Genomic DNA, 24,120 nt, shown 5'->3' with positions numbered 1-24,120 from the left:
CTCTTTATCCGATTGTCAAATCATCGCGAGGATTCATCATGAAACGTGGCATTACCTATGTCATCGGCCATAAAAATCCCGATACCGACTCGATTTGCAGCGCCATCGCCTATGCCCGGCTGCGCGCCCTGCAAGGGTTGGCCAACGTCGAGCCGGCGCGGGCCGGGGATCTCAACCGGCAGACCGAATTTGTCCTCGACACCCTGCAGATGCCTCGGCCGAAGCTGCTCCTCGATGTCTACCCTCGCGTGCGCGACGTCATCCGCGACGAGGTTGTGACCATCGCCGGCAATGCGCCCCTGTCCGAGGCTCTCGAACTCTTTCACGCCCATAACATCCGTCTGCTGCCGGTGACCGACGACGACCGGCGGGCCTTGGGGCTTTTGGTGCTGAAAAAGGTTTCGGAAAAGTTCCTGGTGCCGAGACGCGAAGCGGAAATCCGCCGGGTGACGACCTCTCCCGATTCCATCCGTCAGTGTCTCCAGGCGACGCCGGTGCATCTGGTGGATGAACAAAAGGTGGAGGATCTCGACCTTTACGTCGGCGCCATGGCGACGGGAACCTTTCGCGACAAGATCGCGCCCCTCGATGCCCGGCGCATCGTTCTCATCACCGGCGACCGCGAATCGATCCAGCGGGTCGGGGTCGACGCCGGGGTGCGGGTGCTGGTTGTCACCGGCAGCCTGCCTATCGCCGACGACATCATCGCGACGGGGCGAAAAAACGGTGTGACCATCCTCTCCACCCCTTTTGATACCGCCACCAGTACCTGGCTGACCCGCCTTTCCACGCCGGTGAGTTGTCTCATCGGCAAAGACTTCCCCTGCGTCGGTCTCTCCGACCGCCTCGACGATCTGCGTCTGAAGCTGTTGCACAGCAGCGACCCCGGTGCCGTGGTGCTCGACAACGAGGGGCGGGTGGCGGCGGTGGCGACCAAAAGCACACTGCTCACGCCCTCGCCGATCAAGCTGGTGCTGGTCGATCATAATGAACTCTCCCAGGCGGTTCCCGGTGCCGACAAGGTGGAAATCACCGAGGTCGTCGATCATCATCGCCTGGGGAATTTCCATACCGATCAGCCGATCCGCTTCATCAACCAGCCTCTGGGCAGCACCTGCACGGTCGTCGCCGGCCTCTACCGGCAGGCGGGGATCACTCCCGATGCCGCCACCGCCGGATTGATGCTCTCCGGCCTCCTTTCCGATACGGTCATTCTCCGTTCGCCGACGACGACCGTCATCGACCGTGATTTCGCCGCCTGGCTCGCCGAGCTCTCCGGCCTCGATCCCCAGGAGTACGGTCGTAAGCTTTTCGCTTCCGGTAGCGCCCTGCGTTCCTACCCGTCCCTGCGCCATCTGCTGCTTGCCGATTTCAAGGAATACCAGGCGGGAGCGCGTTCCTTCGGCGTTGGTCAGGTCGAGGTGGTCAGCTTCCACGAATTCCAGGCCATGAAAGAGGAACTCGCGGCGGAACTGGCCAAGCTCAAGGAGGAACGCCACCTCGATACCGCCGGGTTGCTGGTTACCGACATTGTTCAAGAAACCAGTCTGCTTCTGGCTTTGGGAGGCAAGGAATTCCCCTACGTGGTCGGCTATCCGCAACTGGAAGAGAACCTCTACGAGCTCAAAGGGGTACTCTCCCGCAAGAAGCAGCTCGTTCCCCATCTGCTGCGGGTGCTGGAGGCCTAGGCCCATGTGGGCTGAGCTCCCCGACATCCTCCCCCTCTGGCATCTGGCGGCAACCGCCGTGCTGCTTGGCCTGCTGGGTCTGATCATCCTGTTGATTGTCTTGGCGCTTCTGCGGCGGCAGCGTCGGCAGTGGCTGGTGGTGCAGGGAGAACTGGAAAGCCGGTTATCCCGGCTCGCCGCTGACGACGAGCGCCTGGAGCGCGTTCTCCGCGAGGAAGGAGTGCGCGGGCGCGATGAAGCCAATGCTGCCGGCAAGGCGTTACGTGAGGAAGTGGGCGGCTTGCTGCGGGGTTTCCAGGATTCGGTACTGCGCACCATGGCCGAAATGCAGACCTTGCAGAAAGCCCAGCTGCAGCTTTTTGCCGAACGCCTGGACGACGGGGTGCGGCGCATCGACCAGCGGGTCGAGGGGATGGCTGCGGCGTTGAAAGAGGGGATGAGCGAAACCCGCGCCGGTCTCGATCTGCGCCACAAGGATCTGCGGCAGTCGGTCGAAATCCACCTGACGGAACTGAAAGGGCAGGCGGCGCAGAGTGACCGTGCTCTGCGTGAAGAGGTCCAGGGCAGTCTGAAAAGCCTTGGCGATGGTCTGATCTCCAGCCTCGGCCGTCTCGGGGAGAGCCAGCGGGAGCGGCTGACGCAGCTGGCCGAGGAATTGGCCCGGCTTACTCAGCGTCAGGAGCAGGCGCAGGAATCCCTGCGCCTGACCGTGGAGCGGCGTCTCGACAGCCTGCGCGCCGACAATGCCGAGAAGCTGGAGACGATCCGCAAGACAGTGGACGAACAGTTGCAGGGGACGCTGGAGAAGCGTCTCGGCGAATCCTTCCGCCTGGTCAGTGAGCGGCTGGAGCTCGTGCATAAGGGGCTCGGCGAGATGCAGAGCCTGGCGAGCGGGGTGGGGGATCTCAAACGGGTGCTGAGCAACGTTAAGACCCGGGGCACCTGGGGGGAGGTGCAGTTGGGGAGCCTCCTCGAACAGCTGCTGACTCCGGACCAATATTTGACCAATACCCCGACGCAGCCGGGAAGTTCCGAACGGGTCGAGTACGCCATCCGCCTGCCCGGCAAGGGGGATGGGGAGCCCGAGGTGCTGCTCCCCATCGACGCTAAGTTTCCTTTGGAGGATTACGGGCGTCTGACCGCCGCCGCCGAACTCGGCGACGGGGCGGCGGTGGAGGAGGCGGCGCGGCAGCTGGAGAGCCGCATCCGTGCCTGTGCCCGCGACATCCGCGACAAATATCTGCATCCTCCCCACACTACCGATTTTGCCATCCTCTTTCTCCCCACCGAAGGGCTCTACGCCGAAATCCTCCGCCGTCCCGGCCTCGCCGAGCAGTTGCAGCGGGACTGCCGCGTCACCCTGGCCGGGCCGACGACCCTGGCCGCCACCCTCAACGCCCTGCAGATGGGCTTCCGCACCCTCGCCATCCAGAAACGCTCCGGCGAGGTCTGGCGGGTGCTGGAAGCGGTCAAGACCGAATTCGGAAGATACGGTGAGGTTCTCGACAAGGTTCAGAAGAAACTGCACGAGGCGACCCGCAGCATCGACGGGGTGGCGGTGCGGCGGCGGGCCATCGATCGCACCCTGCGCGCCGTCGGGCGGCTGCCCGAGGAAGAGGCCGGGCCGCTCTTGGGGCTGGATGATCCGGGGGAGAGTGGGGAGTGAGATGTGAGGAGCGGCGCGAGAGTCTGGCGACCCGGCTGGTTCTCTTCAGCGTCCTCGGCGTCGGCATCGGCCAATCGATGACCTTCGCCCTGCTGGCTCCGCTGGGCCGGGAGGTGGGACTGAGTGAGGTGCGCATCGGCGTGATCATCACCTGCTCGTCCCTCGCTTTCACCTTGGCCAGTCCGGTCTGGGGCCGCACCTGCGACCGCTGGGGACGCCGACCGGTGCTGCTCATCGGCCAGTTCGGCTACGCCGTCGGCTGCGCTCTCTTTGCCACGGTCTTCCTCTTCGGGCAGCGAGGCCTGCTGGTGGGGCTTCCCCTCTTTTTACTGGCGATTCTTTCCCGGGTGCTCATGGCTTTGCTCATGTCGGCGGCGCCCAGCGCCGCTTCGGCCTACATGGCCGATATCACCAGCGCCGAGGCGCGGGTAGCGGGGATGGGCCGACTCGGCGCGGCCCGCACCCTGGGGGCGATTCTGGGACCGGCCTTAAGCGGGTTGCTCGTCGCCCTCGGCCTTTTGGCGCCGATGTATATCGCCGCCGGGATCACCCTGCTGGCGACCCTGCTGCTGGCGGCAGTCCTGCGCGAGCCGCCCCGAGTGGAACCCGCGAGCGGCGACCAGCTCCGGCTGGCGCTCTTCGACCGTCGCTACTTTCCCTACATTCTTATCGGCTTCGTGACCTTTCTCGCCTTTTCGATGATGAGCCAGACTGTCGGCTTCTATCTGCAGGACCGCTTCGTCCTTGACGGCCGGGCTACCGCCCAGGCCCTCGGTTTCGGGATGATGGTTTCCTCGGTCATGTCCCTCTTCTCCCAATCGGTACTGGTGCGCCGCGCCGGCATGACTCCCCGGCGGCTGATGAACCTGGGTTTGCCGGTCCTGCTGGCGGGGCTGGTGGCTTTGCCCTTCGCCGGCAGCATCCCCTGGCTGGTCGTCTGTCTCGGCCTGCATGGCCTGGCCCTGGGACTGATCTCCCCCGGCTTCACCGCCGGGGCGTCACTGGCAGTCGGAGCCCGGGAGCAGGGGGCGGTGGGAGGACTGGTTTCCGCCTGTCCGGCGGCGGGCTTCGTCCTCGGGCCGGTGCTCGGCACCAGTCTCTACCAATGGCATCCCCATCTCCCTTATTTTTGCGCCGCGCTGCTGATCCTGCCTCTTCTGGTCTATGGGCGCCGGGCAACGCAGGTGGCGCCGGTTCCGTGATCTGGGTATTGCCCAATCCGACGGCATCCAACGTGATGCTTTTGCTAAAGCATCTTTCAATGACCTCAGGAGGAAAAAATGACCCAATCCCCCACCACTCCCTCGGAACCGGCTTCATCCCTGTCTGCGGATGCCCACGGCGAAGGCCGGCTCCGTTTGACCCGGCATGTCTACGGCGCCAAGGCCGCTCTCTGTTTCGAACCGGATGAGACCCGCTTCGGCATCCACACCATCTGCATCGAGGCGGCGGACGCCACCGGCCCCAGGCAGTACGACTGGGGGAAAAAGATCCGCGTGCAGCTCACCCGCGACGAAGTACCGATCGCCACGGCGGTACTCTTCGGCTGGCTGCCGCGTTGCGAATACCGGAACCACGGCGAGGACAACAGCAAAGGTTTTTCTCTTGAGGATCAGGGGGACAAGCTCTTCATGCGCGTCTTTGCCCGGGGACGGCAGGTCAAGGCAGTGCCGATTCCGCCCGAAGACGCTTTCTATCTGGCCCAGCTCTTTCTCGGCCAGATGAAGAAGAATGCGCCCGGACTCTCCGGGGGAGAAATTCTGACGACCCTGCGTCAGGTGGTGGTCGCGCGCAAGCGGGAGCCGGCGCAAGACTGAGAGTTTCTTCATCCGTTAATTTTTACCCATTGATTTCAATCCCCTGGCTGCTTTACTCTGGAGCCTAACGGGTTTCGTGGCTGGTTGATTTTTCTTCTCCCCGGGAGGTTTTCATGATGCGCCTGGTTTTTCTGCTCTGGCTGGTTTCGGCCGGTCCTCTGTGGGCCTCCGGGTTCACCTTCAGCGGTTATGAACAGCAGCAGGCGCAAGAGGAAGCGGCCCAGGTCGCCGAGGAGCGCCGCGCCGTCGGCGAGTTGCTCAGCGTCGACTGTTCCTCGAAACTTAAGGGGCAGCGCATCGCCGTTCTCATCGGCGAGGAGCGGTCGGGGCAGGGGCGCGCACGTCGCACCAACGACGGTCCGCTCTTCGACGAGATCAACAGCCGCCTGCGCGGTCTTGGGCTGAAGACCTGCACCCAGAAGGAGATCGACGCCCAGGTCGCCGACGCCGAGCGCACCGCCTTTCTCAACAACGACATGGATGCCGCCATTTCCGCCGCCGGGCGCTTGCAGGCCCGCTTTCTGCTGCGTGGCCTGATCGCCGTCAGCGACCGGCGCAATCCGATTCTCGACATCGACGAAGTCTTCCTGACCCTGACCCTGACCCTGCTCGACCGCAAGGGACGGGTCATTTCCTCGGTCTTGGCGACGGCCGATTCCTATGTCGCCAACGATACCCTGCAAACGGCGCTGCAACTGACCCGGGAGAAGGCTGACCGGATGCTGGCCCAGCTCTACAACGATTATTGCCGGCAGGGTCGCTAGCCGGCTGATGAAAGACGCCCATCTGCGGCGTTGCCCTCATTCTCGTTGTTGCGACGTCCCTTATAGGTACGCCTCACTCCTCGAATTTCGGGCGCCTTACATCTGGGCATTTTAGGACAGCCGCGTATTCCGTTATCTGATGAAAGCTTATGCCCATCCCAAAGGGATACTGGAGGTGCTATGAAGAAATTGATCTTTCTGCTGTCGATTCTCTCCTGCTGTCTCTGTTTCAGTGCCGCCCTGGCGGCAAACAAGCCGGCCAAGGGGGAAAAAGCGGCGGCGAAAACCATCGTTGTTTCGGCGGAAGGCCTGGCCGACCCCGATGCCGCCATCTACCGGAACGACAAGGGGTTGCTGATCGACGACCTGCGCGCCGACGCCCGCCGGCAGGTGATCGAAAAGGCTGTCGGCACCCTTGTGGAGAGTTCGACCCTGGTGGAAAACTTCGCCTTGATCGAAGACAAGGTGCTGACCCAATCCCAGGGATTGATCAAGCAGGTCATCAAAGAGAGCGACCCCTGGAAGGGCGAGGACGGCTTCATGCACATCCTGCTCAAGGCCGAAGTCTATCTCTCCGATATTCAGGAAAGCCTCAAGGAAATGTCTCGCACTCAGCGCGTTTCCCTGATTAAGGAGCAGGGCAACCCCCGCATTTCCGTGGCGGTGCGGGTCAAGGACGCCGAGCGCGGCTCGGACGTTCTCCCCGAGCGCTCGGAGATCGCCGAGAATATTCTGAAAAAGGGGATTTCCGCCTTTGGCTACCGGGTCTGGTCCGAGCCCGAGTCGGGGAACGTCAAGGATGCCCAGTCTGATTTCGCCATCAGCGGCGAGGCCAAGTTCAAGAAGAATACCGTTCGCCTGGCGGCCTCAGGCCTGAAGATTTCCAAATATGTACTGACTTCCTGGACAGTCAAATGTCTCAATGTGCTGACCGGCGAGGAGATCTATTTCAACAACCAAGTGCCGCAGAAGAAAAGCTGGAACGATGAGGATGTCGCCCTGGCCGACATCGGCGCCCTGATCGCCGCCGAGTTCAACAAGGATTTCTTCGAGCAGCACCTGCTCAGCCCCTCGCGTATCTTTCAGTTGCACGTACACGGTCTGCCCGATTACGATACCGGCAATCTCCTCAAAAAAGAGCTGCTTGGCCTGCGCCATGTACTCAATCTGGAATTCCGCGATTTCCAGGCGGGCAAGGCCTCGCTCTTTGAGGTCGATTACAGCGGTTCCCGGGAGAATTTCGCCCAGAGCGTCAACACCTCGCTGATCGGTCCCCTCAACGAGAAATTCAAGACGAAGGCCTTCGCCATCGAATCGGCCAAGGGGGATACGGTGAGCGTGCGCTTCAAAGCGGCCGGTTCGACGGAACAGGTCGCTGACGCCTTCAACAAGTTTCCCCCGGCATCTCTCTATGAAGCCGCGCCCGGACGTTTCGACGCTTTGGTCAAGGATGATTCGACCCGCGAGAAGATCCGCAAACTGGCGCCGGATCTCAGCGCCAGACTCGAAGCCAAGCCTACCGCCGCCGGCGGCGCCGCCAAGGCGGCGGCCGGTTTTTGACGGTTACGGAATTTTTCCCATCGCACTCAACAAGGAGGCTCCATGTCACGACTTCTCGCCCTCGCCGTTCTGCTGCTCTGTCTGCCCCTCACCGGCTGTGTCGAAATGATGAACGCCGGCGGTACCGCCAATGCCCGCGCCGACCTGATGACCTATCAACCGGTCACCTACGCCAACTCCGGGCGGGTGGGGCCCAAGGTCATTGTCTTGCCGGGCCTCATCAAGAGCCAGAACGCCACCTTCCGCCAGCAGATCAACGAAAACAACATCGCCGATTTCGCTGAACTGGAACTGGGTAACGCCAACTTCCAAGTTCTGGAGCGGACCGATCTGGGGCCGATGCTCAATGAAATCACCCTGGCCGTCAACATGGGCGACCCCAATGCCCTCAAGACCTTCCGCCGGGGCAAGTTTCAATCGACCAACTGGTTCATCACCTTCGATATCCTGAAAGCCGAACAGGTCGCCAAAGCCGGCAGCGGTTTCGACGGCTCCACTGTCGGCAACATCGTCGGCGCCCTGGTCGGCGGCACCGGCGGCTATGTGAGCGAGGTGGCCAGTTCCTCGGTTCAGATGGGTGACACCGCCGGCGTCTGGCTGGTGGGGATGCGTTACAAGATTGTCGATGCCGCCACCACCGGCCAGGTCGCCACCGGTTATTTCGAGGAGAAGATGGAAGTCGGCAAAAAGGGGATGAGCATTCTCGGCGTTTCCGGCGATCAGGGACAGGGGATCACCCTCGACAACATCACCCAGCGGCTGGTGCAGAAGTGTGTGCAGCAGATCGACCAGCGTAAATAGAACTTCATTGCCGTCCGCCCGCGCGACAGGGCGCGGGCGGATATTTTTTTACTTAACCCCCTGTTTTTTAGAAAGTTTTTCATGAACATACGTGACGCTATCAAGTGCTGCCCCCTCTTCGCCGGAGTCACCAACGACGATCTCGACCACCTGCTCACGATCAGTAAAGTCCGGGAGGCCGCCAAGGGGGAGTTGCTTTTTTCCGACGGTGAAATCGCCGCCGGTTTTTTTGTCGTCGGCACCGGCAAGGTTAAGGTCTTCAAGCTTTCTCCCGAAGGAAAGGAGCGCATTCTCCATATCGTCCATCCCGGTAGCACCTTTGCCGAGGCGGCGATCTTCGGCAGCGGCACCTATCCCGCCTATGCCCAGCCTCTGGAGGTGTCCCAGTTGATCTTCTTCCCGAAAAGGGAGTTTCTCGACCTCTTGCGTGCCGATTCACAACTGGCCATCGACATGATCTCCGGCCTGTCCTGCTTTCTGCGCCAGTTCGCCAATCAGATCGAAGAGCTGACCTTCAAGGATGTTCCCGCCCGCCTCGCTCGCTATCTCCTCGATCTGGCCGGGGACGAAGGGAAACAGGTCGAGTTGCCCATTTCCAAATCCCAGCTCGCCTCCAGGCTCGGCACGGTGAGCGAAACCCTCTCCCGCACCCTTCGCAAATTGACGGACGAGGATCTCATTGTCGTGCGCGGCAAAGTCATCAAACTCCTCGACCGCGACCGCCTTGAAGACCTCTCTTTAAGCTTCAAAGAATAACCGATAAGTAGTTGCTTTAATGAAAGAAAGAGGCTTCCGTTCGGAGGTCTTTTTTGTTTTCGCAAATTTGATTCCCATCAAAGCCGTCGAGAGAATTTCGGGGTATTACAGTGTCAAAGCTGAAACCAACCCCCCTCAATCCCCCCTTGTCAGGGGGGACGAGCTCCAAGAGACTGACGTGACAGGTGAACGGAGAAAGTTCGTTCACGCAGACGAGGTGCGAAAATGGCAAAAGGCAAGGAGCAAAGCGGCGGATTGACCGCCAGGGAAATCAAGGATCTGCGAGTGCTGGCCCAGTTCACCAGCGTCTATTGCCGCGTCCACCATCGAGAGGAGAAAGCGCCTTTGCTAGATACGCGTCCCGCATTGGCGGCGTTGCGCCTGGAGCGATATCCCCTCTGCGCCGAGTGTCGGGATTTTCTCGCCTACGCCATCGAACGGCGGGTTCGCTGCCCCCTCGATCCCAAGCCGGTCTGCAAACACTGCCCGGTCCATTGCTACAAGCCTGGCCATCGCGAAAAGGTACGGGAAATCATGCGGTTTTCGGGCAAGTATCTGATTTTGCGCGGGCGTCTCGATCTGCTTTGGCATTATTTTTTCTGAGGCGGAAAAGACTTGATACCAGTCAAGGACGGCCTTGCGGATCGCCTGTAGAGTGGTTCCATCATCCAGCGAATCAGGAAAACCAACCCCATACAGGAGTAAACATATGATCCCCGAAATCGTGAGAATCGATGAAGAGAAGTGCAACGGTTGCGGTGACTGCGTTCCCGGTTGCGCCGAAGGAGCAATTCAGATCATTAACGGCAAGGCCAAACTGGTGGCCGACAACCTTTGCGACGGTCTCGGCGCCTGCCTCGGCCACTGCCCCATGGGCGCCATCACCATCGAGCGCCGGGATGCCGACGAATTCGACGAGGCGGCGGTGGAAGAACATCTGGAAAAGTTCGCCGCGCCTTCGGTTTCTGCCCACGGACATAGCCATGGTCATAGCGGTTGCCCGTCGGCCCAGGTGCGCAGCTTCGCGGTTCCCGCCGGTCACGGCGGCGGTTGTCCCTCGGTCCAGGTGAAGCGTTTCGCCGGCCAGGACGCCGTCAGCAACGAGGCAGGCAGTCGCCCCTCACAACTGCGGCAATGGCCGGTACAGATGCATCTGGTGCCGCCGACTGCTCCTTTTCTCAAGGATGCCGACCTGCTCCTGGCTGCCGACTGCGTCCCCTTTGCCTATGCCGATTTCCACAAGGATTTTCTCAAGGATAAGGCGCTGCTTATCGGCTGCCCGAAACTTGACGACGGCCAGGCCTATCTGCAGAAGCTGACCGCCATGCTTCAGGGAAACGACATCCGCTCCCTCACCGTTTTGCACATGGAGGTTCCCTGCTGTTCCGGGCTCATCGCCATCGTCCGCCAGGCCCTGGCCGCCTGCGGCAAGGAGATTCCCCTGGAGACGATCCGCATCGGCATTCAGGGAGAGCGCAAATAGCCTATTTTCAAGACGTGATTGCGACGGCGGCCGGAACTCATCCCGGCTGCCGTTTTTTCCGTGATTTTCCTCCCTTTCGCCCCTGCCCCTAGCTTGACAGGGGAAAGCAGGGATTGCTATAGTTTGCCCCGCTTCGCCCCTTTCAGCGGGAGAGATTCCATGCCCTATCAGCACATCCGTATTACCCGCCAAGAACGCCTGGCGGTGGTCGAAATCAACCGTCCCCAAGTTTTCAACTCCATTGCCGGCCAGACCTTGCGGGAACTTTTCCGTGCCTTTCAGGAACTGCGTCAGGACGAGCAGGTGCATGGCGTGCTGCTGACCGCCGCCGGCGGGAATTTCGCCGCCGGCGCCGATCTGGCGGAAATCCGCGAGTTGTCTCCCCTTGAAGCGACCCGCTTCGCCGAACTTGGCCATTCCGTCTGCCTAGCCATGGAGCGTCTCGGCAAGCCGCTGCTGGCGGCGGTTTCCGGCTACGTCCTCGGCGCTGGGCTGGAACTCGCTTTGGCCGCCGATTTCATCCTTTGTGGAGTCGATGCCAAGCTTGGGTTCAAGGAGATCGAATACGGCATTGTTCCCGGTTTCGGTGGTACCCAGCGTCTGCCCCGGCGAGTCGGCAAATCCAAAGCCAAAGAACTGATCTTTACCGGCGCCCTCATTGACGCTGAGGAAGCTCTGCGCATCCGCCTCGTCAACCGGGTCTATCCCGTCGAGCAGTTGCGCGGCGAGGCGCTGGAGCTGCTCGCCACCATCTGCAGTCGCGGGCTCTTATCCCTGAAACTGGCCAAGGAGGTCATCGACGCCGGCAGTGACATCGATCTGGCCGCCGCCTGCCTCATGGAACGGAACGCCTTTGCCGTCTGCTTCTCCACCGAGGACCAGAAAGAGGGGATGGGCGCTTTCGTCGAAAAACGCAAAGCCCGCTTCAAGGGGCGTTAGGAGGAGTTATGGCCAAGGGGTTGGAGAAAGGCCTGGTGCAGATCTACACCGGCAACGGCAAGGGCAAGACCACGGCCTCGCTCGGGTTGGCCTTTCGCGCCGCCGGGCACGATTTTCGTGTTTACGTTATGCAGTTCATGAAGGGGCAGACGATCTACGGCGAACTGGAAGCCGCCCGCCGGGTTGGCACCAATCTCACCATTGAGCAAGTCGGGCGCGAGGCCTTCGTCAGCCGGCAGCCGACCGCCGAGGATCGCCGCCTCGCCACCGAAGCCCTCGCTCGCGCTCGACAGCTGACGAGCAGCGGCGATTACGATCTGGTGGTGCTCGACGAACTCAACTGCGCCGTCGATTACGGTCTGATTCCGGTGGCCGATGTCAAGGAACTGATTTGCGCCAAGGCACCCCATACCGAGCTGGTTCTGACCGGCCGCAACGCCCATCCCGAACTCATCGAACTGGCCGATCTCGTCACCGAAATGCGCGAAATTAAACATTACTACCCTTCCGGGCAGCAGGCCCGGCAGGGCATCGAGTTCTGACATGGAGCGCGCTTGGAACACCCTGCGCCTGGCAGTCGAAGAGGGCGTCGGCTATCTCACCCTCGACAACGGCGGACGTTTCAATACGCTGCACAGCGCCTGTATCGTCGAGCTCAAGGCGGCGCTGGTCCTGTGCGAGGCCGACCCCGAGGTGGTCTGTATCGTCCTTTCCGGCGGCGAAGGGGAGAGCTTCGCGGTCGGTGCCAACATCGCCGAGATGAAGGATTTTTCCTCCCTCGACAGCCTGAGCTTTTCCGAGCTGGGGCAATCTCTCTTCGAACAGATGGAGGAGGCGACCAAGCCGATCATCGGCGCCCTCAACGGCATTACCATGGGTGGTGGCTGCGATCTGGCCCTTTCCTGCGACATGCGCCTGGCGAGTGACCGCCTCAAGATCGCTCACCCCGGCGCCAAACTCGGCATTATCACCGGTTTTTGTGGCACTCAAAAACTGCCGCGTCTCGTCGGACGCGCCTCGGCTCTCGAAGTTTTCATGACTTCCGACGCCTATGGTGCCGAAGAAGCTCTGCGCATGGGGCTGGTCGACCGGGTCTTCGCCCACGAAACCTTCTGGGGCGAAGTCAAGAAAATCGCCCGGCGCATCGCGACCATGCACCCCGCCGCCCTTTCCTACGGCAAGAAACTGATCAACGCCAGTGCCGACATTGATCTGAAAAACGGTCAGATCATGGAACTCGGTGCTTTCTCCACCCTCTTTTCCAGCGGCGATGCCCGCAAACGCGCCACCGACTTCTTCGCTCGTGAGTAAAGGTCAATTTGCCATTGACAGCTTTGGGCTGAATTGCTATAAATTGCCACCTCAAACGGGCGCATAGCTCAGCGGGAGAGCACTGCCTTCACACGGCAGGGGTCGTAGGTTCGAACCCTACTGCGCCCACCATAAAAATCAAGGGGTTAGCGATGCGTCGCTAACCCCTGTTTGCGTTTGTGGCGATTTTGTGACAGTTTTGTGACGGTCATTTTTGTCACACCCGCCAAAATGACCCCTGCCGTCAATCCTCTCCGTTTTCTGTGACACCTTTCCTGTTTCCCGAAATTTGGTCCTTTTCCGGGATGTATTCCACCAGGTCTTGGATCCGGCATTCAAAATACGCGCATAGGGCTTCAATGTTGGCCGATGAGGTATTTACGGCCTTGTGATTGGCCAGTCGCGAAAGGGTCGAAACGTGGATTCCCGTCGACTCGGAAATTTCGCCCATGCTGATGCGTTTCCCCCACTCCAGTTCCTTCTCAGCAATCAATCTCTTCAGATAAAAACGAAGCATGGCGCTCGTCCCTTCGGGTAAATGACCTCTCGCCAAGAAATCACAGAATTGAACTTCTTGGTCGTTTTTTGACATTTAGACATTTTCTTGCGTCTACGTCAAATAATTTCAAAAAATTGATTGACAATCAAAAAATTGAAGTTAATATAATATCAACATTAACCCACACCAGAGGAGATTCGCTATGGGAAACACGACGTATCTGACAACGGAAGAACTGGCCCAGCGGCTGCGGTATGACCCCGCCTACATTCGCAATTATCTCAGGGATGCCGTTTTGCTGGAAGGGGAGCATTACATCCGTCCCTTTGGCCGGAGGAAGATTCTCTATATTTGGGAGACCATTGAGCGGGATATGTTGAAACCGTCGAAGAATGCGGCGCCGGTAATTCCGCTGTCCCGGAGGAGGGTATGCAATGGGTAATATTCGGGTTCGCAAAGAGACGGGTTACTTGTATTTCGATTTTTTCTTCCGGGGCGTTCGTTGCCGTGAGCAGACCCGGCTTCAGGATTCCGCCGCCAATCGCAAGCGCCTCGAAAAAATCATGCAGCAGATCGAGAATGAGATCGATGCGGGGGAGTTTGACTATTCCCGGTACTTTCCCGAGAGCAAAAACCTCGGCAAAATCAGGGAAGGGCAGGAGGGGCCGGTTGTTCAGATGCCGCAACCGGTCGTTTCGCCAGCCCGGCAGACGCCGTCCTTCGCGAGCTTTTGCGAAGAGTGGTACATGGAGAACGAGGTGCGCTGGAAGCGCTCTTACCGCCGAACGGTGCGGGGGAATCTGGACAAGCACCTGATTTCCGAATTCGGCAAAAAAGAGGTCGGCAGCATCGACAAGGGTGAGATTCTCAAATTCCGTTCGTCCCTCGCCAAAGTTCGTAACGGAAAAAAAGAAGGCCTCTCACCAGATCGGATCAATCACATCATGACGACTTTGCGCATGATTCTCGAAGACGCCGCCGACCGTTTTCACTTTAGCACGCCCTTTTCCCGGATCAAACCCTTGAAAGTGATCCGCAGCGACGTCGACCCCTTTTCCATGGAAGAGGTCTCCCTCTTTCTGGAGCGGATTCGCGAAGACTTTCGGGACTATTACATCGTCCGGTTTTTCACCGGCATGCGCACCGGGGAGATCGACGGCCTGCAGTGGGAATACGTCGATTTTGAAAGACGCCTGATCCGGGTGCGGGAAACGCTGGTCGATGGCCGGGTGGATGTCACCAAGACGTCCGCTTCCATTCGCGAGATCTCCATGTCGACGCCGGTTTATGAAGCCTTGTGCCGCCAGCATCAGGCCACGGGCAACCTGGGGGCGTTTGTCTTCTGCAATCGGGAAGGACAGCCGCTGGATCATCGCAACATCACCAAGCGGATCTGGTACCCGTCCTTGCGGGTGATGGGGCTTAAACCCCGCAAACCCTATCAAACCCGCCATACCGCCGCGACCCTGTGGCTGGCGGCGGGTGAAAACCCCGAGTGGATTGCCCGGCAGATGGGCCACTCGACGACCCGCATGCTCTTTACCGTCTATTCGCGCTTCGTCCCCAACCTGACGCGGCAGGACGGATCGGCCTTCGAGAACCTGCTCGCGGCGCGGATGGCGGCGGGGGGTACCCATGTCTGAGCGGTTGGCCCTGTCGAACCTGGTGCCGGGGGTGGTCTGCGGAACGTTCCGGCTGCGGGAGGCGACCCACAGCGCCACCTGGGACGGTTATCCCTATCTGCGGGTGCTTCTGGAAGATTTCAGCGGGCAGATCCATGCTTACGCCTGGACGGATGAGTTGATCGACCGGCTCGACCGGCCCGATTATTCCCTGGTGCGGATCGTCGGCCAGGTGCGCCCTTATCGCGGCAAATTGCGGATCGATGTCACCTCGGTTCATCCGCTGTCGCAGCCTGCCGACCGCAGCGCCGCCGCCCTCATTCCGCGCGGCATCTGTCCGCTGCCGGAGTTGCTGCCGACGCTGCTGACCGCCGTCGAACAGATTTGCCTGCCGCCGCTGCGGGGTTTTGTCGAAGCGGTTCTGGCGGATCCAGGTATCAGCTTTCCCTTCGTTTCGGCGCCGGCCAGTCTGCAACACCATCACCGTTTTCCCGGTGGGTTGCTGCGGCACAGCCTCGAATGCTTCTTTCTGGTGGCCAAGCACCAGGAGTTTTCCCGGGAAAGCTGCGAGCTGGGGATGGTGGCCGCGCTCTTTCACGATGTCGGCAAGATTCTCACCCTGACCCATCGGATGCGGCGGACGACCTTGGGCGCGTCCATCGACCATGACAAGCTGACCCTGGAGGTCCTCGCCCCCCACCTGCAGCGACTCGACCGGGATTGGCCGGAAGGGGGGCGGGAACTCCGTTACCTGCTCACCTGGAAGATGTGCGAGAAGATCCCCAAATACGACATGGCCGACCTCGTCGCCTGCTGCGACCGGATCAGCACCGGGCTGAATCGCCGTAGCCCCCATGCTCACGGGCGGAATTGTCCTCAACTCGGTATCGCCGATCATCCCGCCCTGCGGGTATCGTAATCAGAAGGAGAACTGCCGATGGAACCCTTGGTCGTTATCTATCTCGGCCTCAGCGTATTCTTGCTGATTGCCTGCGCGATCATTCTTCATGACCAGATCATTGACCGGCGCGCACGGAAAGAAAGCCGCTCACGGACCTCTACTTCGGTACAGGTTTTGGAAAACCGCCAAGTCTCCTTGCTGCGGCAGGTGATCGCTGGGATGGAAGAACTTCCGGATGACGCTTCTTTTACGCAAATCAAAGCCGCCCTCGACCGGGCGGCTTTTCAATCCGTGCCGGAGTCTGTCCGGTGCCGGGCGCTGGAAGTTTTCGGTGACGAGGCCAGTGCGGCGGCATGGTTGACGACGAGAATCGTTGCCCTGGGCGGACAGACGCCGATCAACACCTTGATGCGTGCGGATGGGGAAGAAGAGGTGCTCACGATTCTTGGCCGCATTGAGCATGGGATATGTTCGTGAAAGCTTGAAAACCCCAAGTCGGATTAATCACTTGTCAGGAACAGGAAGGTCGGGGTAAGGTATGGGCTGATGATATGACATTGACGTGATCGGCGAGGGTGGAGATGACTCACAACCTATGACCGCAGACCATAAAGGCCGCTCGGGATTTTGAACTCCCTGGGCGGCTTTGCTGTTTGCGGGCTGGGATTGTTCTGGTTTTTCGGGTTTTTCCCGAGGGGATGGTTTACGTTATGGCAACGGGCATCTGGCCGTGCACGACCGGCTCTGGAAGTTCAAGCAGGATGAAGTGGATGTGGGGGGAAGGGCTGCGGTGCTGCCGGACTTCTGAGAAAAGGAATTACGGCCAAGGATGAGCAGCAATCGCTACAGCATGTCATTTACGACGGGCGGGCTCTTTCACCGGGAATCGGTGATGTTGGCCGCGCTGTATCTTGATCTTGGCGACTGGGACGCTGTTCGAGACAAGGTGGTCGCAGAAAATCTACTGCAGACCCGGACACTGAATTCGCTCAAGCGGGTCTGCCGCGAGGTCGTCTCTCGGCTTAGGACGCTGGCTCAAGGCGAACTTGAATTCCTGGTTGGGGCCAGCCAGCAAGAGCAAGCCCACCTCCTGTGGCTCGCCGTTTGCCGTCGCTACAGATTCATCGCTGAGTTTGCCGTTGAAGTGCTTCGCGAGCGCTATCTCACGCTGAAAGCTGATTTGGCCTTCGAGGATTTCGATTCTTTCTTTAATCGGAAATCCGAATGGCATCCGGAGTTGGATGAGATCACCCCGGCGACACGAAGCAAATTGCGGCAGGTGCTGTTCAAGATGCTTCGCGAGGCGGATCTCCTGACGACCAACAACATGATCCACGCTGCCATGCTCAGCCCGAGTCTGTTGGAACTGTTCCATCAAGGCAGCCGCAGGGAGATTTCGTACTTCCCTATATTTGAATCAGGACTGAAGGGGATGGCTCAGTGACGACCGATATTGCCCGAATGCCGATGCAAGACAGACTTCAACACCTCTTTGCCGTGATCTCGGGCCGGCGCTTTCTCAACAAACAGGGTCTCGGTAATGAGGTTCCGTTTTTCATCTGTCCTTTCAGGCCGGAAGAATCCGTAGAAATGGAGCGGCTCCAGCGTCAGTTGGCCAATCGCCTGGAGCAGGCCGGTATCCGGGTTCTGGAGATCAACCTGTACGACCTGTCGATAGCAATCCTCAAAGAGCGCGACATTTGGGAGCAGATCCTCCAGATGGAAGAGACTGTCTCCAAAGAACAGCTTAAGGAACTACTGCAAGGCGTACTGGACCCTGAAGCGCATCTTGTCCCGGCCATGGCAAGCAAGATGGCAAGCACGGATTTCGATGTTCTTTTTCTCTCCGGCGTTGGCGAAGTGTTTCCCTATATCCGCTCGCACAATATTTTGAACAATTTGCAGAGCACGGCGAAAGAAAAGCCGACCGTCATGTTTTTCCCGGGGGCCTACACCCATTCCCTGGAGTCCGGAGCATCGCTTGATCTTTTCGGAAGGCTTCACGACGACAAGTATTACCGGGCCTTCAATATATTCCATTGCGAACCATAGCTGGGGGAACGAGTGACAACTCTTAAGACGATATTCAACAAGCCGGTAGATCGCCCCATCGAAGGGGTCATCAAGGCTGATGATGAAGCGAGCCTGCGCGTAGAGATCGAAGAATACGTACTGACCAACGAAGTCGAGAAACGGCTTGAGGCCTTCCTGGACGCCTACAACAATTACGAGGGCGCCAATGGCGTCTGGGTTTCCGGCTTCTTCGGCTCCGGTAAATCGCACCTGTTGAAGATGCTGGCGCTCTTGCTCGAAAACCGGCAGATCGACGGTTCTTTCGCTCTTGACCTGTTCCTGCCCAAGTGCGGCGACAACGAAATCCTGCGCGGCGATCTCAAGCGAGCGGTCGCTATCCCCTCGAAAAGCATTCTGTTCAACATCGACCAAAAAGCGGATGTCATCAGCAAGACCCAGATCGATGCGCTTCTCGCTGTCTTCGTCAAAGTTTTCGACGAGATGTGCGGTTACTACGGCAAGCAGGGGCACATCGCCCAGTTTGAGCGCGACCTGGACAGCCGTGGCCTCTATGGGCAGTTCAAATCAACCTATGAATCCATGGCAGGCAGAACCTGGCAAAAAGGTCGTGAACAGGCCCTGCTCGAAGCGAAAAACATCGCCAAAGCCTATGCCCAGGTCACCGCCGGCGACGAGGCGCAAGCTTTAGGGATTCTGGACAAGTACCGCAGCCAATACCGGGTCTCCATCGAAGATTTTGCCGAACAGATCAATGCCTATATTGAACGGCAAATTCCCGGCTTCCGTCTGAACTTCTTTGTCGACGAGGTCGGTCAGTACATCGCCGAAAACCTCAAGCTCATGACCAACCTGCAGACCATCGCCGAGAGCCTGGCCACCAAATGCCGAGGCCGCGCCTGGGTCATTGTCACCGCCCAGGAGGACATGGGGACGGTTGTCGGCGAGATGGGTAAACAGCAAGGCAACGACTTCTCGAAAATCCAGGCCCGGTTTGCCAATCGCATGAAGCTGACCAGCGCCGACGTAGCCGAGGTCATCCAGAAACGCCTGCTGACCAAAACCGAAGATGGCGTCCATCTTCTTTCGGATATTTATCACGCGCAATCCAACAATTTTAAGACCCTGTTCGACTTTGCCGACGGCTCGCAAACCTACCGGAACTATCAAGACCGGGATCACTTCATTCACAGCTACCCGTTCATTCCCTACCAATTCTCCCTATTCCAGTCGGCCATTCAGAACCTGTCCCAGCACAATGCCTTCGAGGGCAAGCACAGCTCGGTAGGCGAACGCTCCATGCTGGGTGTATTTCAGCAGGTGGCGATCCAGATCGGGGATCATGAAATCGGTGGGCTTGCGACCTTCGACCTGATGTTCGAGGGCATTCGCGCCGCGCTGAAAACTCAGATTCAAAAAGCCATTATCCAAGCGGAACATCACCTTGACGGCCCCTTCGCGATCCGGCTGTTGAAAACGCTCTTTTTGGTCAAATATGTCAAGGAGTTCAAGCCGACCGTTCGCAACCTCTGTGTCTTGATGCTCGACGGCTTCAATCAGGATCTGCCCGCGTTGCGGAAACGGGTCGAAGAGGCTTTGAGCCTGCTGGAGCAGCAGACCTATGTGCAGCGCAATAGCGAGCTCTACGAATACCTCACCGACGAGGAAAAGGACGTCGAAGAGGAAATCAAGAATACCGAGGTGGAGTCATCGGATGTGGCCGCCGAGCTTGAGAAGATCGTCTTCGACTCTTGTCTCAAGCTCCGGAAGATTCGTTACGACGAGAATGGCCAGGACTATCCATTCTCCAGAAAACTCGATGATCGGCTGCACGGGCGCGAGTACGAGCTGGCCATCCATGTCATCAGCCCGTTTCATGAACATGCCGAAAGCGAATCCATTCTGCGGATGCAGAGCATGGGCCGGGACGAACTCCTGGTTTTGATGCCTGCGGATGAACGCCTCGTTCGCGACCTTCTCATGTATAAGCGGACGGAAAAGTACATTCGCCAGAATATCTCGATCACCCAGCAGGGAGAGGTCAAGCGCATCCTGACCGACAAGGGTTTTCAGAATCGGGAACGCTATAGCGACCTGCAGCAGCGCGTGCAAACCCTGCTGGGCAAAGCCAAATTGTTCGTGGCGGGGAGTGACATCGAAAGCGGCTCTCAGGACGGGCAAACCCGGCTTATTCGCGGATTTCATGAACTCGTTTCCCGCGTGTACCCCAACCTTCGCATGCTGCGCGGCATTTCCTACACCGAAAACGACATCGCCAAGTGCCTCAAGCATTCCCAGCAGGGGCTGTTCGGCAACGATGCGACCACCCTCTCCGAGGCGGAGCAGGAACTGCTGGCGTTCATTCAGAGCAATAACCGGGGAGGCGTGCGTACCACGCTGAAGAACCTGCTGGAAAAATTCGAGCGGAAACCCTACGGCTGGTACTACGCCGCCGTGCTGTGTACGCTCGCCAACCTGTGTGCTCGGGGCAAGGTCGAAGTCCGTGTCGACAGTAATCTGCTGGAAGAGGGTGAACTGGAGAAGGCGTTGCGCAACACCCATGGCCACGGCAATGTCGTGCTGGAACCCCAGGTTGAATTCACCGCATCGCAGGTTCGCGCCCTCAAGGAGTTCTTTGAGGATTTTTTCGACACCCCGCCAGGTTCCAACGAAGCGAAGGCCCTCGGCAAAGAGACCGGCACCGCGCTTCAGGAACTCATGCACCAGCTCACCCCGCTGGCGGCGCGGTCAGACCAATATCCGTTTCTGCATGCGCTGACCCCCGTGCTCGAAAAGCTCAAGGAGCTGACCGGCAAGCCCTATGCCTGGTATCTGACCGAACTCACCCGCCAGGAAGACGCGCTGCTCGATATGAAGGAAAGCGTCATCGATCCTGTCCGGAAATTCATGAGCGGGCCGCAGAGAGGCATTTTCGATAACGCCCGCACCTTTGTCCAGACCCAGGAGCCTAACTTCGCCTATATCGAGGGGGATTGCGCAACGCAGCTCGCTGATAGCCTGAGAGATGTGAATTGCCTCAAAGGTAATCGTATCCAACGCATGAAAACACTGCTGGATGAAGCCCGGTCGCTGGTTGACGACAAGGTACAGCAAGTACGACATCAGGCGGTCGAAATTCTCAAGGCTAGGCAGTCTCAGATGCACAATATGGACGAATACCAGAAGCTGCCCGATGTCAGGCAGGCGGATTTAGACGAGCCGTTCAAAGATCTGATAGAGCATGTTGGTCAGCAACCACTGATTGCCGTTATCAATGATCGCGTTCGCTATTTTGAGGATCAGGGATTTCAGAAGCTGTTAAGCAAGATGAACGTGATGGTTGCTCCAAAGCCGCAGGTTCAAGTTGTCCGGGAAAGTCTGGGAGAGGTGGAAGCAGAAGAAGAAACACCAGCCGTTGCGCCGCAGCCTGAATATATCCATGCCCGTGTGATCCGTGTTCCCTACAGTAGGGCCTGGTTGGCGGACGAAGCCGATGTCGATAGCTACCTGGAATCCATGCGCGAGGTGCTGCTGGAAGAAATCCGCAAAGGCAAACGGATTCAAGTCTGATGAACTGCAAAGATTTAACCGCGAAAAGCGCGAAAGACGCTAAAGAAGAACTTCTGTTCAAGCAGGAGTGCTATGCCATTCAGGGAGCGATCTTCGACGTTTATCGCGAGATGGGTTGTGGCTTTCTTGAAGCCGTCTATCAGGAGTGCCTCGAAAAGGAATTTCGACTGCGGCAGCTGCCCTTTGAGGCCCAGAAGGAGCTTGTCCTTTCATACAAGGGCGAACAGCTTGCCCAAACCTACAAGCCAGACTTCATCTGCTACGACAAAATCATCGTAGAGCTCAAAGCGGTGAAAGAGATCGCTGCCGAACATAAAGCCCAACTCCTGAACTATCTCAAGGCCACCGGTCTTGAACTCGGTCTGATGGTCAACTTCGGTGCCTACCCGAAGGTCGAGATCGTCCGGATAGCAAACTCAAACTTTCGCGACTGGAGAAAAGATCAATGAACCGCGAAACACGCGAAGAACGCGAAAAAAGTCAAGACATGGTGGAAGGTCGTTATGCCGCTACCGGGTTGCGGTTTGTTATAAAAAACTTTGGCGATTTTAGCGCCTTTCGCGGTTAAGGGGTTATTGGATGGAAACAGCAAAACTGAAAAAATTCGCTCAGTTCGCTCGGCGCAGCCTGATTGAACAGGTCTCAGCCAAGCTGAAACTGACCTTGTCTCCAGAAAGTTCGGCGCGGCGGGAACATCCCGCTGCTATCCAGAAGCTCGAAGAGGCGATCAAGGGGCACGGCAAGGAACAGGTCATCGAGCGGGTGGCCTACATCTGGTTCAACCGCTTCTGCGCCCTGCGTTTCATGGATGTGAACCGCTATACCCGCATCGGCGTGGTGTCGCCCGCCGAGGGACAGTTCCAGCCCGAGATTCTGGCCGAAGCCAAGATGGGGCATATTGACGACGAGATGGTCCACGATAAGGTCCGACAGCAGATCTTCGCCCTGCTCGACGGCAAAGCGCCCAGCCGCGATCCGCAGGGCGAGGCTTACCGGTTGCTGGTGGTGGCCGCCTGCAACTACTGGAACAAGGCCATGCCGTTCCTGTTCCAGCGCATCGACGATTACACCGAGCTGCTGATGCCCGACGACCTGCTCTCGGGCAACTCCATCCTTGCCTATACCCGCGAAGCGATGACGCCCGATGCCTGCGAGGATGTCGAGGTGATCGGCTGGCTCTACCAGTTCTACATCTCCGAGAAAAAAGACGAGGTGTTCGATGGCCTGAAGAAGAACAAGAAGATCACGCCCGAGAACATCCCAGCCGCCACCCAGCTTTTTACCCCGCATTGGATCGTGCGCTACCTGGTGGAAAACTCCCTCGGCCGGTTATGGATGCAGAACCGTCCGGGCTCGAAATTGGTCGAGCAGATGGACTACTACATTAACCCCGAAGAAGAATTAACCGCGAAAAACCCTCAAGACACGAACCGCGAAACACGCGAAAAACACGAAATGAAAGACGGTGATTTTCGCGATTTTAGCGCCTTTCGCGGTTCAAATGATTTTTTAGTGGTTCAAAGCCCGGAAGAGATCAAGATCTGCGACCCGGCCTGCGGCTCCGGCCACATGCTCACCTATGCCTTCGACCTGCTCTACGCCATCTACGAGGAGGAAGGTTACGAGCCTGCCGAGATCCCGGAGAAGATCCTCACCAATAACCTCTACGGTATCGAGATCGACGAACGCGCCGGGGAACTGGCGGCCTTTGCGCTGACCATGAAAGCCCGCGCCAAACAGCGCCGCTTCTTCAGCAAGGGCGTCAAGCCGAACATTTGCGTGCTGGAGAACGTTCACTTCGACGGCAATGAGTTGAAGGATTACATGGATTTTGTCGGGCGCGACCTGTTCACCGCGCCACTGCAAACCACCCTGCGCCAGTTCGAAGAGGCCGACAACTTCGGCTCCCTGATCCGCCCCGATGTCACCGACGTAGACGGCATGCTCAGGATTCTGGAGTCAAAGAATGTTTCCGGGCAGCTGTTTATCAGCATGACTCATCAGAAGGTGCTGCAAGCCCTGCGGCAGGCCGATTACCTGAGCCCGAAATACCATGTGGTGATTGCCAATCCGCCGTATATGGGTGGTAAGGGGATGAATGGGCGGTTGGCGGCTTGGCTTAAAGATAACTACACCGATGTGAAGTCGGATCTATTTTCCGCGTTCATGGTACGAAATACCGAACTGGCATTGCCGAAAGGCCAGCTTGGCTTCATGTCGCCCTTTGTTTGGATGTTCATTTCGTCCTACGAGAAGTTGCGCAGTTTCCTAATCAATCAGAAGACTATTACCTCACTGGTTCAGTTAGAGTATTCAGGCTTTGACGGTGCGACGGTGCCCATTTGCACATTCACGGTTGAGAATGATCACCACCCGGTATTCAAAGGCGGCTACATAAGGCTTTCCGATTTTAGAGGCTCAGAAAACCAAGGGCCGAGAACGCGGGAGGCTATTAAGAATCCCGACTGCGGATGGTTTCATCGTGCTTCTGCTGCTGACTTTAAAAAGATCCCGGGAAGCCCGATTGCGTATTGGTTAAGTCATCGTATTTTTGAAGTATTCCGAGATGGAGTTCCGCTTAAGGAATACCTGAATCCGTGAGCTCTTCCCCCGTACCTCGGGTTTCCCCTTTCTGAGGGGCGAATTCGGGGGCATGAATTGTGGCGTGAACTAAAAACGGCCTCCTGGGTTCCGCTACATGCGACGATCTTT

At 58.5% G+C, this 24,120-nt stretch carries 24 protein-coding genes and 1 tRNA gene; 24 read left to right on the top strand and 1 reads right to left on the bottom strand.

Annotated features, from left to right (window positions below; genetic code table 11):
- The first annotated feature begins 38 nt into the window (after positions 1-38).
- The 14 genes from RBR25_RS12725 to RBR25_RS12660 all read left to right on the top strand — a co-directional run bounded on the left by RBR25_RS12725 (position 39) and on the right by RBR25_RS12660 (position 12,917).
- Entirely contained in the window at positions 39-1,688 is a 1,650-nt protein-coding gene (locus tag RBR25_RS12725) for a putative manganese-dependent inorganic diphosphatase (RefSeq protein WP_432819930.1), read from the top strand.
- Between the two features lie 4 nt (positions 1,689-1,692).
- Positions 1,693-3,354, top strand: a complete 1,662-nt coding sequence (gene rmuC / locus RBR25_RS12720; RefSeq protein WP_432819929.1) for a DNA recombination protein RmuC — start codon at positions 1,693-1,695, stop codon at positions 3,352-3,354.
- Positions 3,351-4,556 carry an MFS transporter gene (locus RBR25_RS12715; protein ID WP_432819928.1) on the top strand — a complete coding sequence of 402 codons (1,206 nt, stop codon included), beginning with the start codon at positions 3,351-3,353 and terminating at the stop codon, positions 4,554-4,556. Before rmuC ends, RBR25_RS12715 begins: the two co-directional genes overlap by 4 nt.
- 78 nt (positions 4,557-4,634) lie before the next feature.
- Positions 4,635-5,171 carry a hypothetical protein gene (locus tag RBR25_RS12710; protein WP_432819927.1) on the top strand — a complete coding sequence of 179 codons (537 nt, stop codon included), beginning with the start codon at positions 4,635-4,637 and terminating at the stop codon, positions 5,169-5,171.
- 113 nt (positions 5,172-5,284) lie between these two features.
- Positions 5,285-5,935 carry a hypothetical protein gene (locus RBR25_RS12705; RefSeq protein ID WP_432819926.1) on the top strand — a complete coding sequence of 217 codons (651 nt, stop codon included), beginning with the start codon at positions 5,285-5,287 and terminating at the stop codon, positions 5,933-5,935.
- Positions 5,936-6,115: 180 nt separating this feature from the next.
- Entirely contained in the window at positions 6,116-7,495 is a 1,380-nt protein-coding gene (locus RBR25_RS12700; protein WP_432819925.1) for a hypothetical protein, read from the top strand.
- A gap of 42 nt (positions 7,496-7,537) precedes the next feature.
- The gene (locus RBR25_RS12695; RefSeq protein ID WP_432819924.1) at positions 7,538-8,296 is read left to right on the top strand and encodes a hypothetical protein; all 759 of its coding nucleotides are present in this window, start codon (positions 7,538-7,540) and stop codon (positions 8,294-8,296) included.
- Between the two features lie 81 nt (positions 8,297-8,377).
- Positions 8,378-9,052 (top strand): Crp/Fnr family transcriptional regulator, encoded by a 675-nt coding sequence (locus RBR25_RS12690; protein WP_432819923.1) that lies wholly within the window; start codon positions 8,378-8,380, stop codon positions 9,050-9,052.
- Between the two features lie 225 nt (positions 9,053-9,277).
- A complete protein-coding gene (locus tag RBR25_RS12685; RefSeq protein WP_432819922.1) occupies positions 9,278-9,655 on the top strand; it encodes a nitrous oxide-stimulated promoter family protein in 378 nt (125 codons plus the stop codon).
- A 106-nt stretch (positions 9,656-9,761) separates the two neighbouring features.
- Positions 9,762-10,535 (top strand): ATP-binding protein, encoded by a 774-nt coding sequence (locus RBR25_RS12680; protein ID WP_432819921.1) that lies wholly within the window; start codon positions 9,762-9,764, stop codon positions 10,533-10,535.
- 159 nt (positions 10,536-10,694) lie between these two features.
- Positions 10,695-11,474, top strand: a complete 780-nt coding sequence (locus tag RBR25_RS12675; protein WP_432819920.1) for an enoyl-CoA hydratase-related protein — start codon at positions 10,695-10,697, stop codon at positions 11,472-11,474.
- Positions 11,475-11,482: 8 nt separating this feature from the next.
- The gene (gene cobO, locus RBR25_RS12670; RefSeq protein WP_432819919.1) at positions 11,483-12,016 is read left to right on the top strand and encodes a cob(I)yrinic acid a,c-diamide adenosyltransferase; all 534 of its coding nucleotides are present in this window, start codon (positions 11,483-11,485) and stop codon (positions 12,014-12,016) included.
- 1 nt (position 12,017) lies between these two features.
- Positions 12,018-12,785 (top strand): enoyl-CoA hydratase/isomerase family protein, encoded by a 768-nt coding sequence (locus tag RBR25_RS12665; protein WP_432819918.1) that lies wholly within the window; start codon positions 12,018-12,020, stop codon positions 12,783-12,785.
- Positions 12,786-12,842: 57 nt separating this feature from the next.
- A tRNA-Val gene (locus tag RBR25_RS12660) sits at positions 12,843-12,917 on the top strand.
- 112 nt (positions 12,918-13,029) lie between these two features.
- On the opposite strand, the gene RBR25_RS12655 is transcribed toward RBR25_RS12660, so the two are convergent.
- Positions 13,030-13,377 (bottom strand): helix-turn-helix domain-containing protein, encoded by a 348-nt coding sequence (locus RBR25_RS12655; protein WP_432819917.1) that lies wholly within the window; start codon positions 13,375-13,377, stop codon positions 13,030-13,032.
- A 109-nt stretch (positions 13,378-13,486) separates the two neighbouring features.
- Here RBR25_RS12655 and RBR25_RS12650 point away from each other — a divergent pair, with 109 nt between their 5' ends.
- The 10 genes from RBR25_RS12650 to pglX all read left to right on the top strand — a co-directional run bounded on the left by RBR25_RS12650 (position 13,487) and on the right by pglX (position 24,009).
- Complete coding sequence (locus RBR25_RS12650) at positions 13,487-13,726, top strand: hypothetical protein (protein WP_432819916.1); 240 nt, start codon at positions 13,487-13,489, stop codon at positions 13,724-13,726.
- Positions 13,719-14,927 carry an Arm DNA-binding domain-containing protein gene (locus RBR25_RS12645; protein ID WP_432819915.1) on the top strand — a complete coding sequence of 403 codons (1,209 nt, stop codon included), beginning with the start codon at positions 13,719-13,721 and terminating at the stop codon, positions 14,925-14,927. The genes RBR25_RS12650 and RBR25_RS12645 overlap by 8 nt, the downstream gene beginning before the upstream one ends.
- Positions 14,920-15,825 carry an HD domain-containing protein gene (locus RBR25_RS12640; RefSeq protein WP_432819914.1) on the top strand — a complete coding sequence of 302 codons (906 nt, stop codon included), beginning with the start codon at positions 14,920-14,922 and terminating at the stop codon, positions 15,823-15,825. Before RBR25_RS12645 ends, RBR25_RS12640 begins: the two co-directional genes overlap by 8 nt.
- An 18-nt stretch (positions 15,826-15,843) precedes the next feature.
- A complete protein-coding gene (locus RBR25_RS12635) occupies positions 15,844-16,284 on the top strand; it encodes an antitoxin Xre/MbcA/ParS toxin-binding domain-containing protein (protein WP_432819913.1) in 441 nt (146 codons plus the stop codon).
- Positions 16,285-16,636: 352 nt separating this feature from the next.
- A complete protein-coding gene (locus RBR25_RS12630; RefSeq protein ID WP_432819912.1) occupies positions 16,637-17,251 on the top strand; it encodes a DUF1819 family protein in 615 nt (204 codons plus the stop codon).
- 17 nt (positions 17,252-17,268) lie between these two features.
- The gene (locus RBR25_RS12625) at positions 17,269-17,859 is read left to right on the top strand and encodes a DUF1788 domain-containing protein (RefSeq protein WP_432819943.1); all 591 of its coding nucleotides are present in this window, start codon (positions 17,269-17,271) and stop codon (positions 17,857-17,859) included.
- Between the two features lie 12 nt (positions 17,860-17,871).
- Positions 17,872-21,408, top strand: coding sequence for a BREX system P-loop protein BrxC (gene brxC, locus RBR25_RS12620; RefSeq protein WP_432819911.1), 3,537 nt, complete (start codon positions 17,872-17,874; stop codon positions 21,406-21,408).
- Positions 21,408-21,857, top strand: a complete 450-nt coding sequence (locus RBR25_RS12615; RefSeq protein WP_432819910.1) for a GxxExxY protein — start codon at positions 21,408-21,410, stop codon at positions 21,855-21,857. Before brxC ends, RBR25_RS12615 begins: the two co-directional genes overlap by 1 nt.
- Positions 21,854-21,976: a hypothetical protein gene (locus tag RBR25_RS12610; RefSeq protein WP_432819909.1), complete on the top strand. Its 123-nt coding sequence runs from the start codon at positions 21,854-21,856 to the stop codon at positions 21,974-21,976. The genes RBR25_RS12615 and RBR25_RS12610 overlap by 4 nt, the downstream gene beginning before the upstream one ends.
- Before the next feature lie 11 nt (positions 21,977-21,987).
- Positions 21,988-24,009 carry a BREX-1 system adenine-specific DNA-methyltransferase PglX gene (gene pglX, locus RBR25_RS12605; RefSeq protein ID WP_432819908.1) on the top strand — a complete coding sequence of 674 codons (2,022 nt, stop codon included), beginning with the start codon at positions 21,988-21,990 and terminating at the stop codon, positions 24,007-24,009.
- The last annotated feature ends 111 nt before the right edge of the window (positions 24,010-24,120 follow it).

The sequence above is a fragment of the Trichloromonas sp. genome, from assembly GCF_034006665.1.
In the GTDB taxonomy this organism is placed as follows: Bacteria; Desulfobacterota; Desulfuromonadia; order Desulfuromonadales; family Trichloromonadaceae; genus Trichloromonas.
This window is presented reverse-complemented; position numbering and strand designations above follow the sequence as displayed.

Bases quoted from the DNA above. Each gene is read 5' to 3' on its own strand.
- RBR25_RS12615 (WP_432819910.1), top strand. From the start codon at position 21,408: ATGAACTGCAAAGATTTAACCGCGAAAAGCGCGAAAGACGCTAAAGAA.
- RBR25_RS12635 (WP_432819913.1), top strand. From the start codon at position 15,844: ATGGAACCCTTGGTCGTTATCTATCTCGGCCTCAGCGTATTCTTGCTG.
- RBR25_RS12710 (WP_432819927.1), top strand. From the start codon at position 4,635: ATGACCCAATCCCCCACCACTCCCTCGGAACCGGCTTCATCCCTGTCT.
- RBR25_RS12690 (WP_432819923.1), top strand. From the start codon at position 8,378: ATGAACATACGTGACGCTATCAAGTGCTGCCCCCTCTTCGCCGGAGTC.
- RBR25_RS12705 (WP_432819926.1), top strand. From the start codon at position 5,285: ATGATGCGCCTGGTTTTTCTGCTCTGGCTGGTTTCGGCCGGTCCTCTG.
- cobO (WP_432819919.1), top strand. From the start codon at position 11,483: ATGGCCAAGGGGTTGGAGAAAGGCCTGGTGCAGATCTACACCGGCAAC.
- RBR25_RS12645 (WP_432819915.1), top strand. From the start codon at position 13,719: ATGGGTAATATTCGGGTTCGCAAAGAGACGGGTTACTTGTATTTCGAT.
- RBR25_RS12640 (WP_432819914.1), top strand. From the start codon at position 14,920: ATGTCTGAGCGGTTGGCCCTGTCGAACCTGGTGCCGGGGGTGGTCTGC.
- RBR25_RS12665 (WP_432819918.1), top strand. From the start codon at position 12,018: ATGGAGCGCGCTTGGAACACCCTGCGCCTGGCAGTCGAAGAGGGCGTC.
- rmuC (WP_432819929.1), top strand. From the start codon at position 1,693: ATGTGGGCTGAGCTCCCCGACATCCTCCCCCTCTGGCATCTGGCGGCA.
- RBR25_RS12655 (WP_432819917.1), bottom strand. From the start codon at position 13,377: ATGTCAAAAAACGACCAAGAAGTTCAATTCTGTGATTTCTTGGCGAGA.
- RBR25_RS12625 (WP_432819943.1), top strand. From the start codon at position 17,269: ATGCCGATGCAAGACAGACTTCAACACCTCTTTGCCGTGATCTCGGGC.
- RBR25_RS12700 (WP_432819925.1), top strand. From the start codon at position 6,116: ATGAAGAAATTGATCTTTCTGCTGTCGATTCTCTCCTGCTGTCTCTGT.
- pglX (WP_432819908.1), top strand. From the start codon at position 21,988: ATGGAAACAGCAAAACTGAAAAAATTCGCTCAGTTCGCTCGGCGCAGC.
- RBR25_RS12725 (WP_432819930.1), top strand. From the start codon at position 39: ATGAAACGTGGCATTACCTATGTCATCGGCCATAAAAATCCCGATACC.
- RBR25_RS12650 (WP_432819916.1), top strand. From the start codon at position 13,487: ATGGGAAACACGACGTATCTGACAACGGAAGAACTGGCCCAGCGGCTG.
- RBR25_RS12610 (WP_432819909.1), top strand. From the start codon at position 21,854: ATGAACCGCGAAACACGCGAAGAACGCGAAAAAAGTCAAGACATGGTG.
- RBR25_RS12685 (WP_432819922.1), top strand. From the start codon at position 9,278: ATGGCAAAAGGCAAGGAGCAAAGCGGCGGATTGACCGCCAGGGAAATC.
- RBR25_RS12695 (WP_432819924.1), top strand. From the start codon at position 7,538: ATGTCACGACTTCTCGCCCTCGCCGTTCTGCTGCTCTGTCTGCCCCTC.
- RBR25_RS12630 (WP_432819912.1), top strand. From the start codon at position 16,637: ATGAGCAGCAATCGCTACAGCATGTCATTTACGACGGGCGGGCTCTTT.
- RBR25_RS12675 (WP_432819920.1), top strand. From the start codon at position 10,695: ATGCCCTATCAGCACATCCGTATTACCCGCCAAGAACGCCTGGCGGTG.
- RBR25_RS12680 (WP_432819921.1), top strand. From the start codon at position 9,762: ATGATCCCCGAAATCGTGAGAATCGATGAAGAGAAGTGCAACGGTTGC.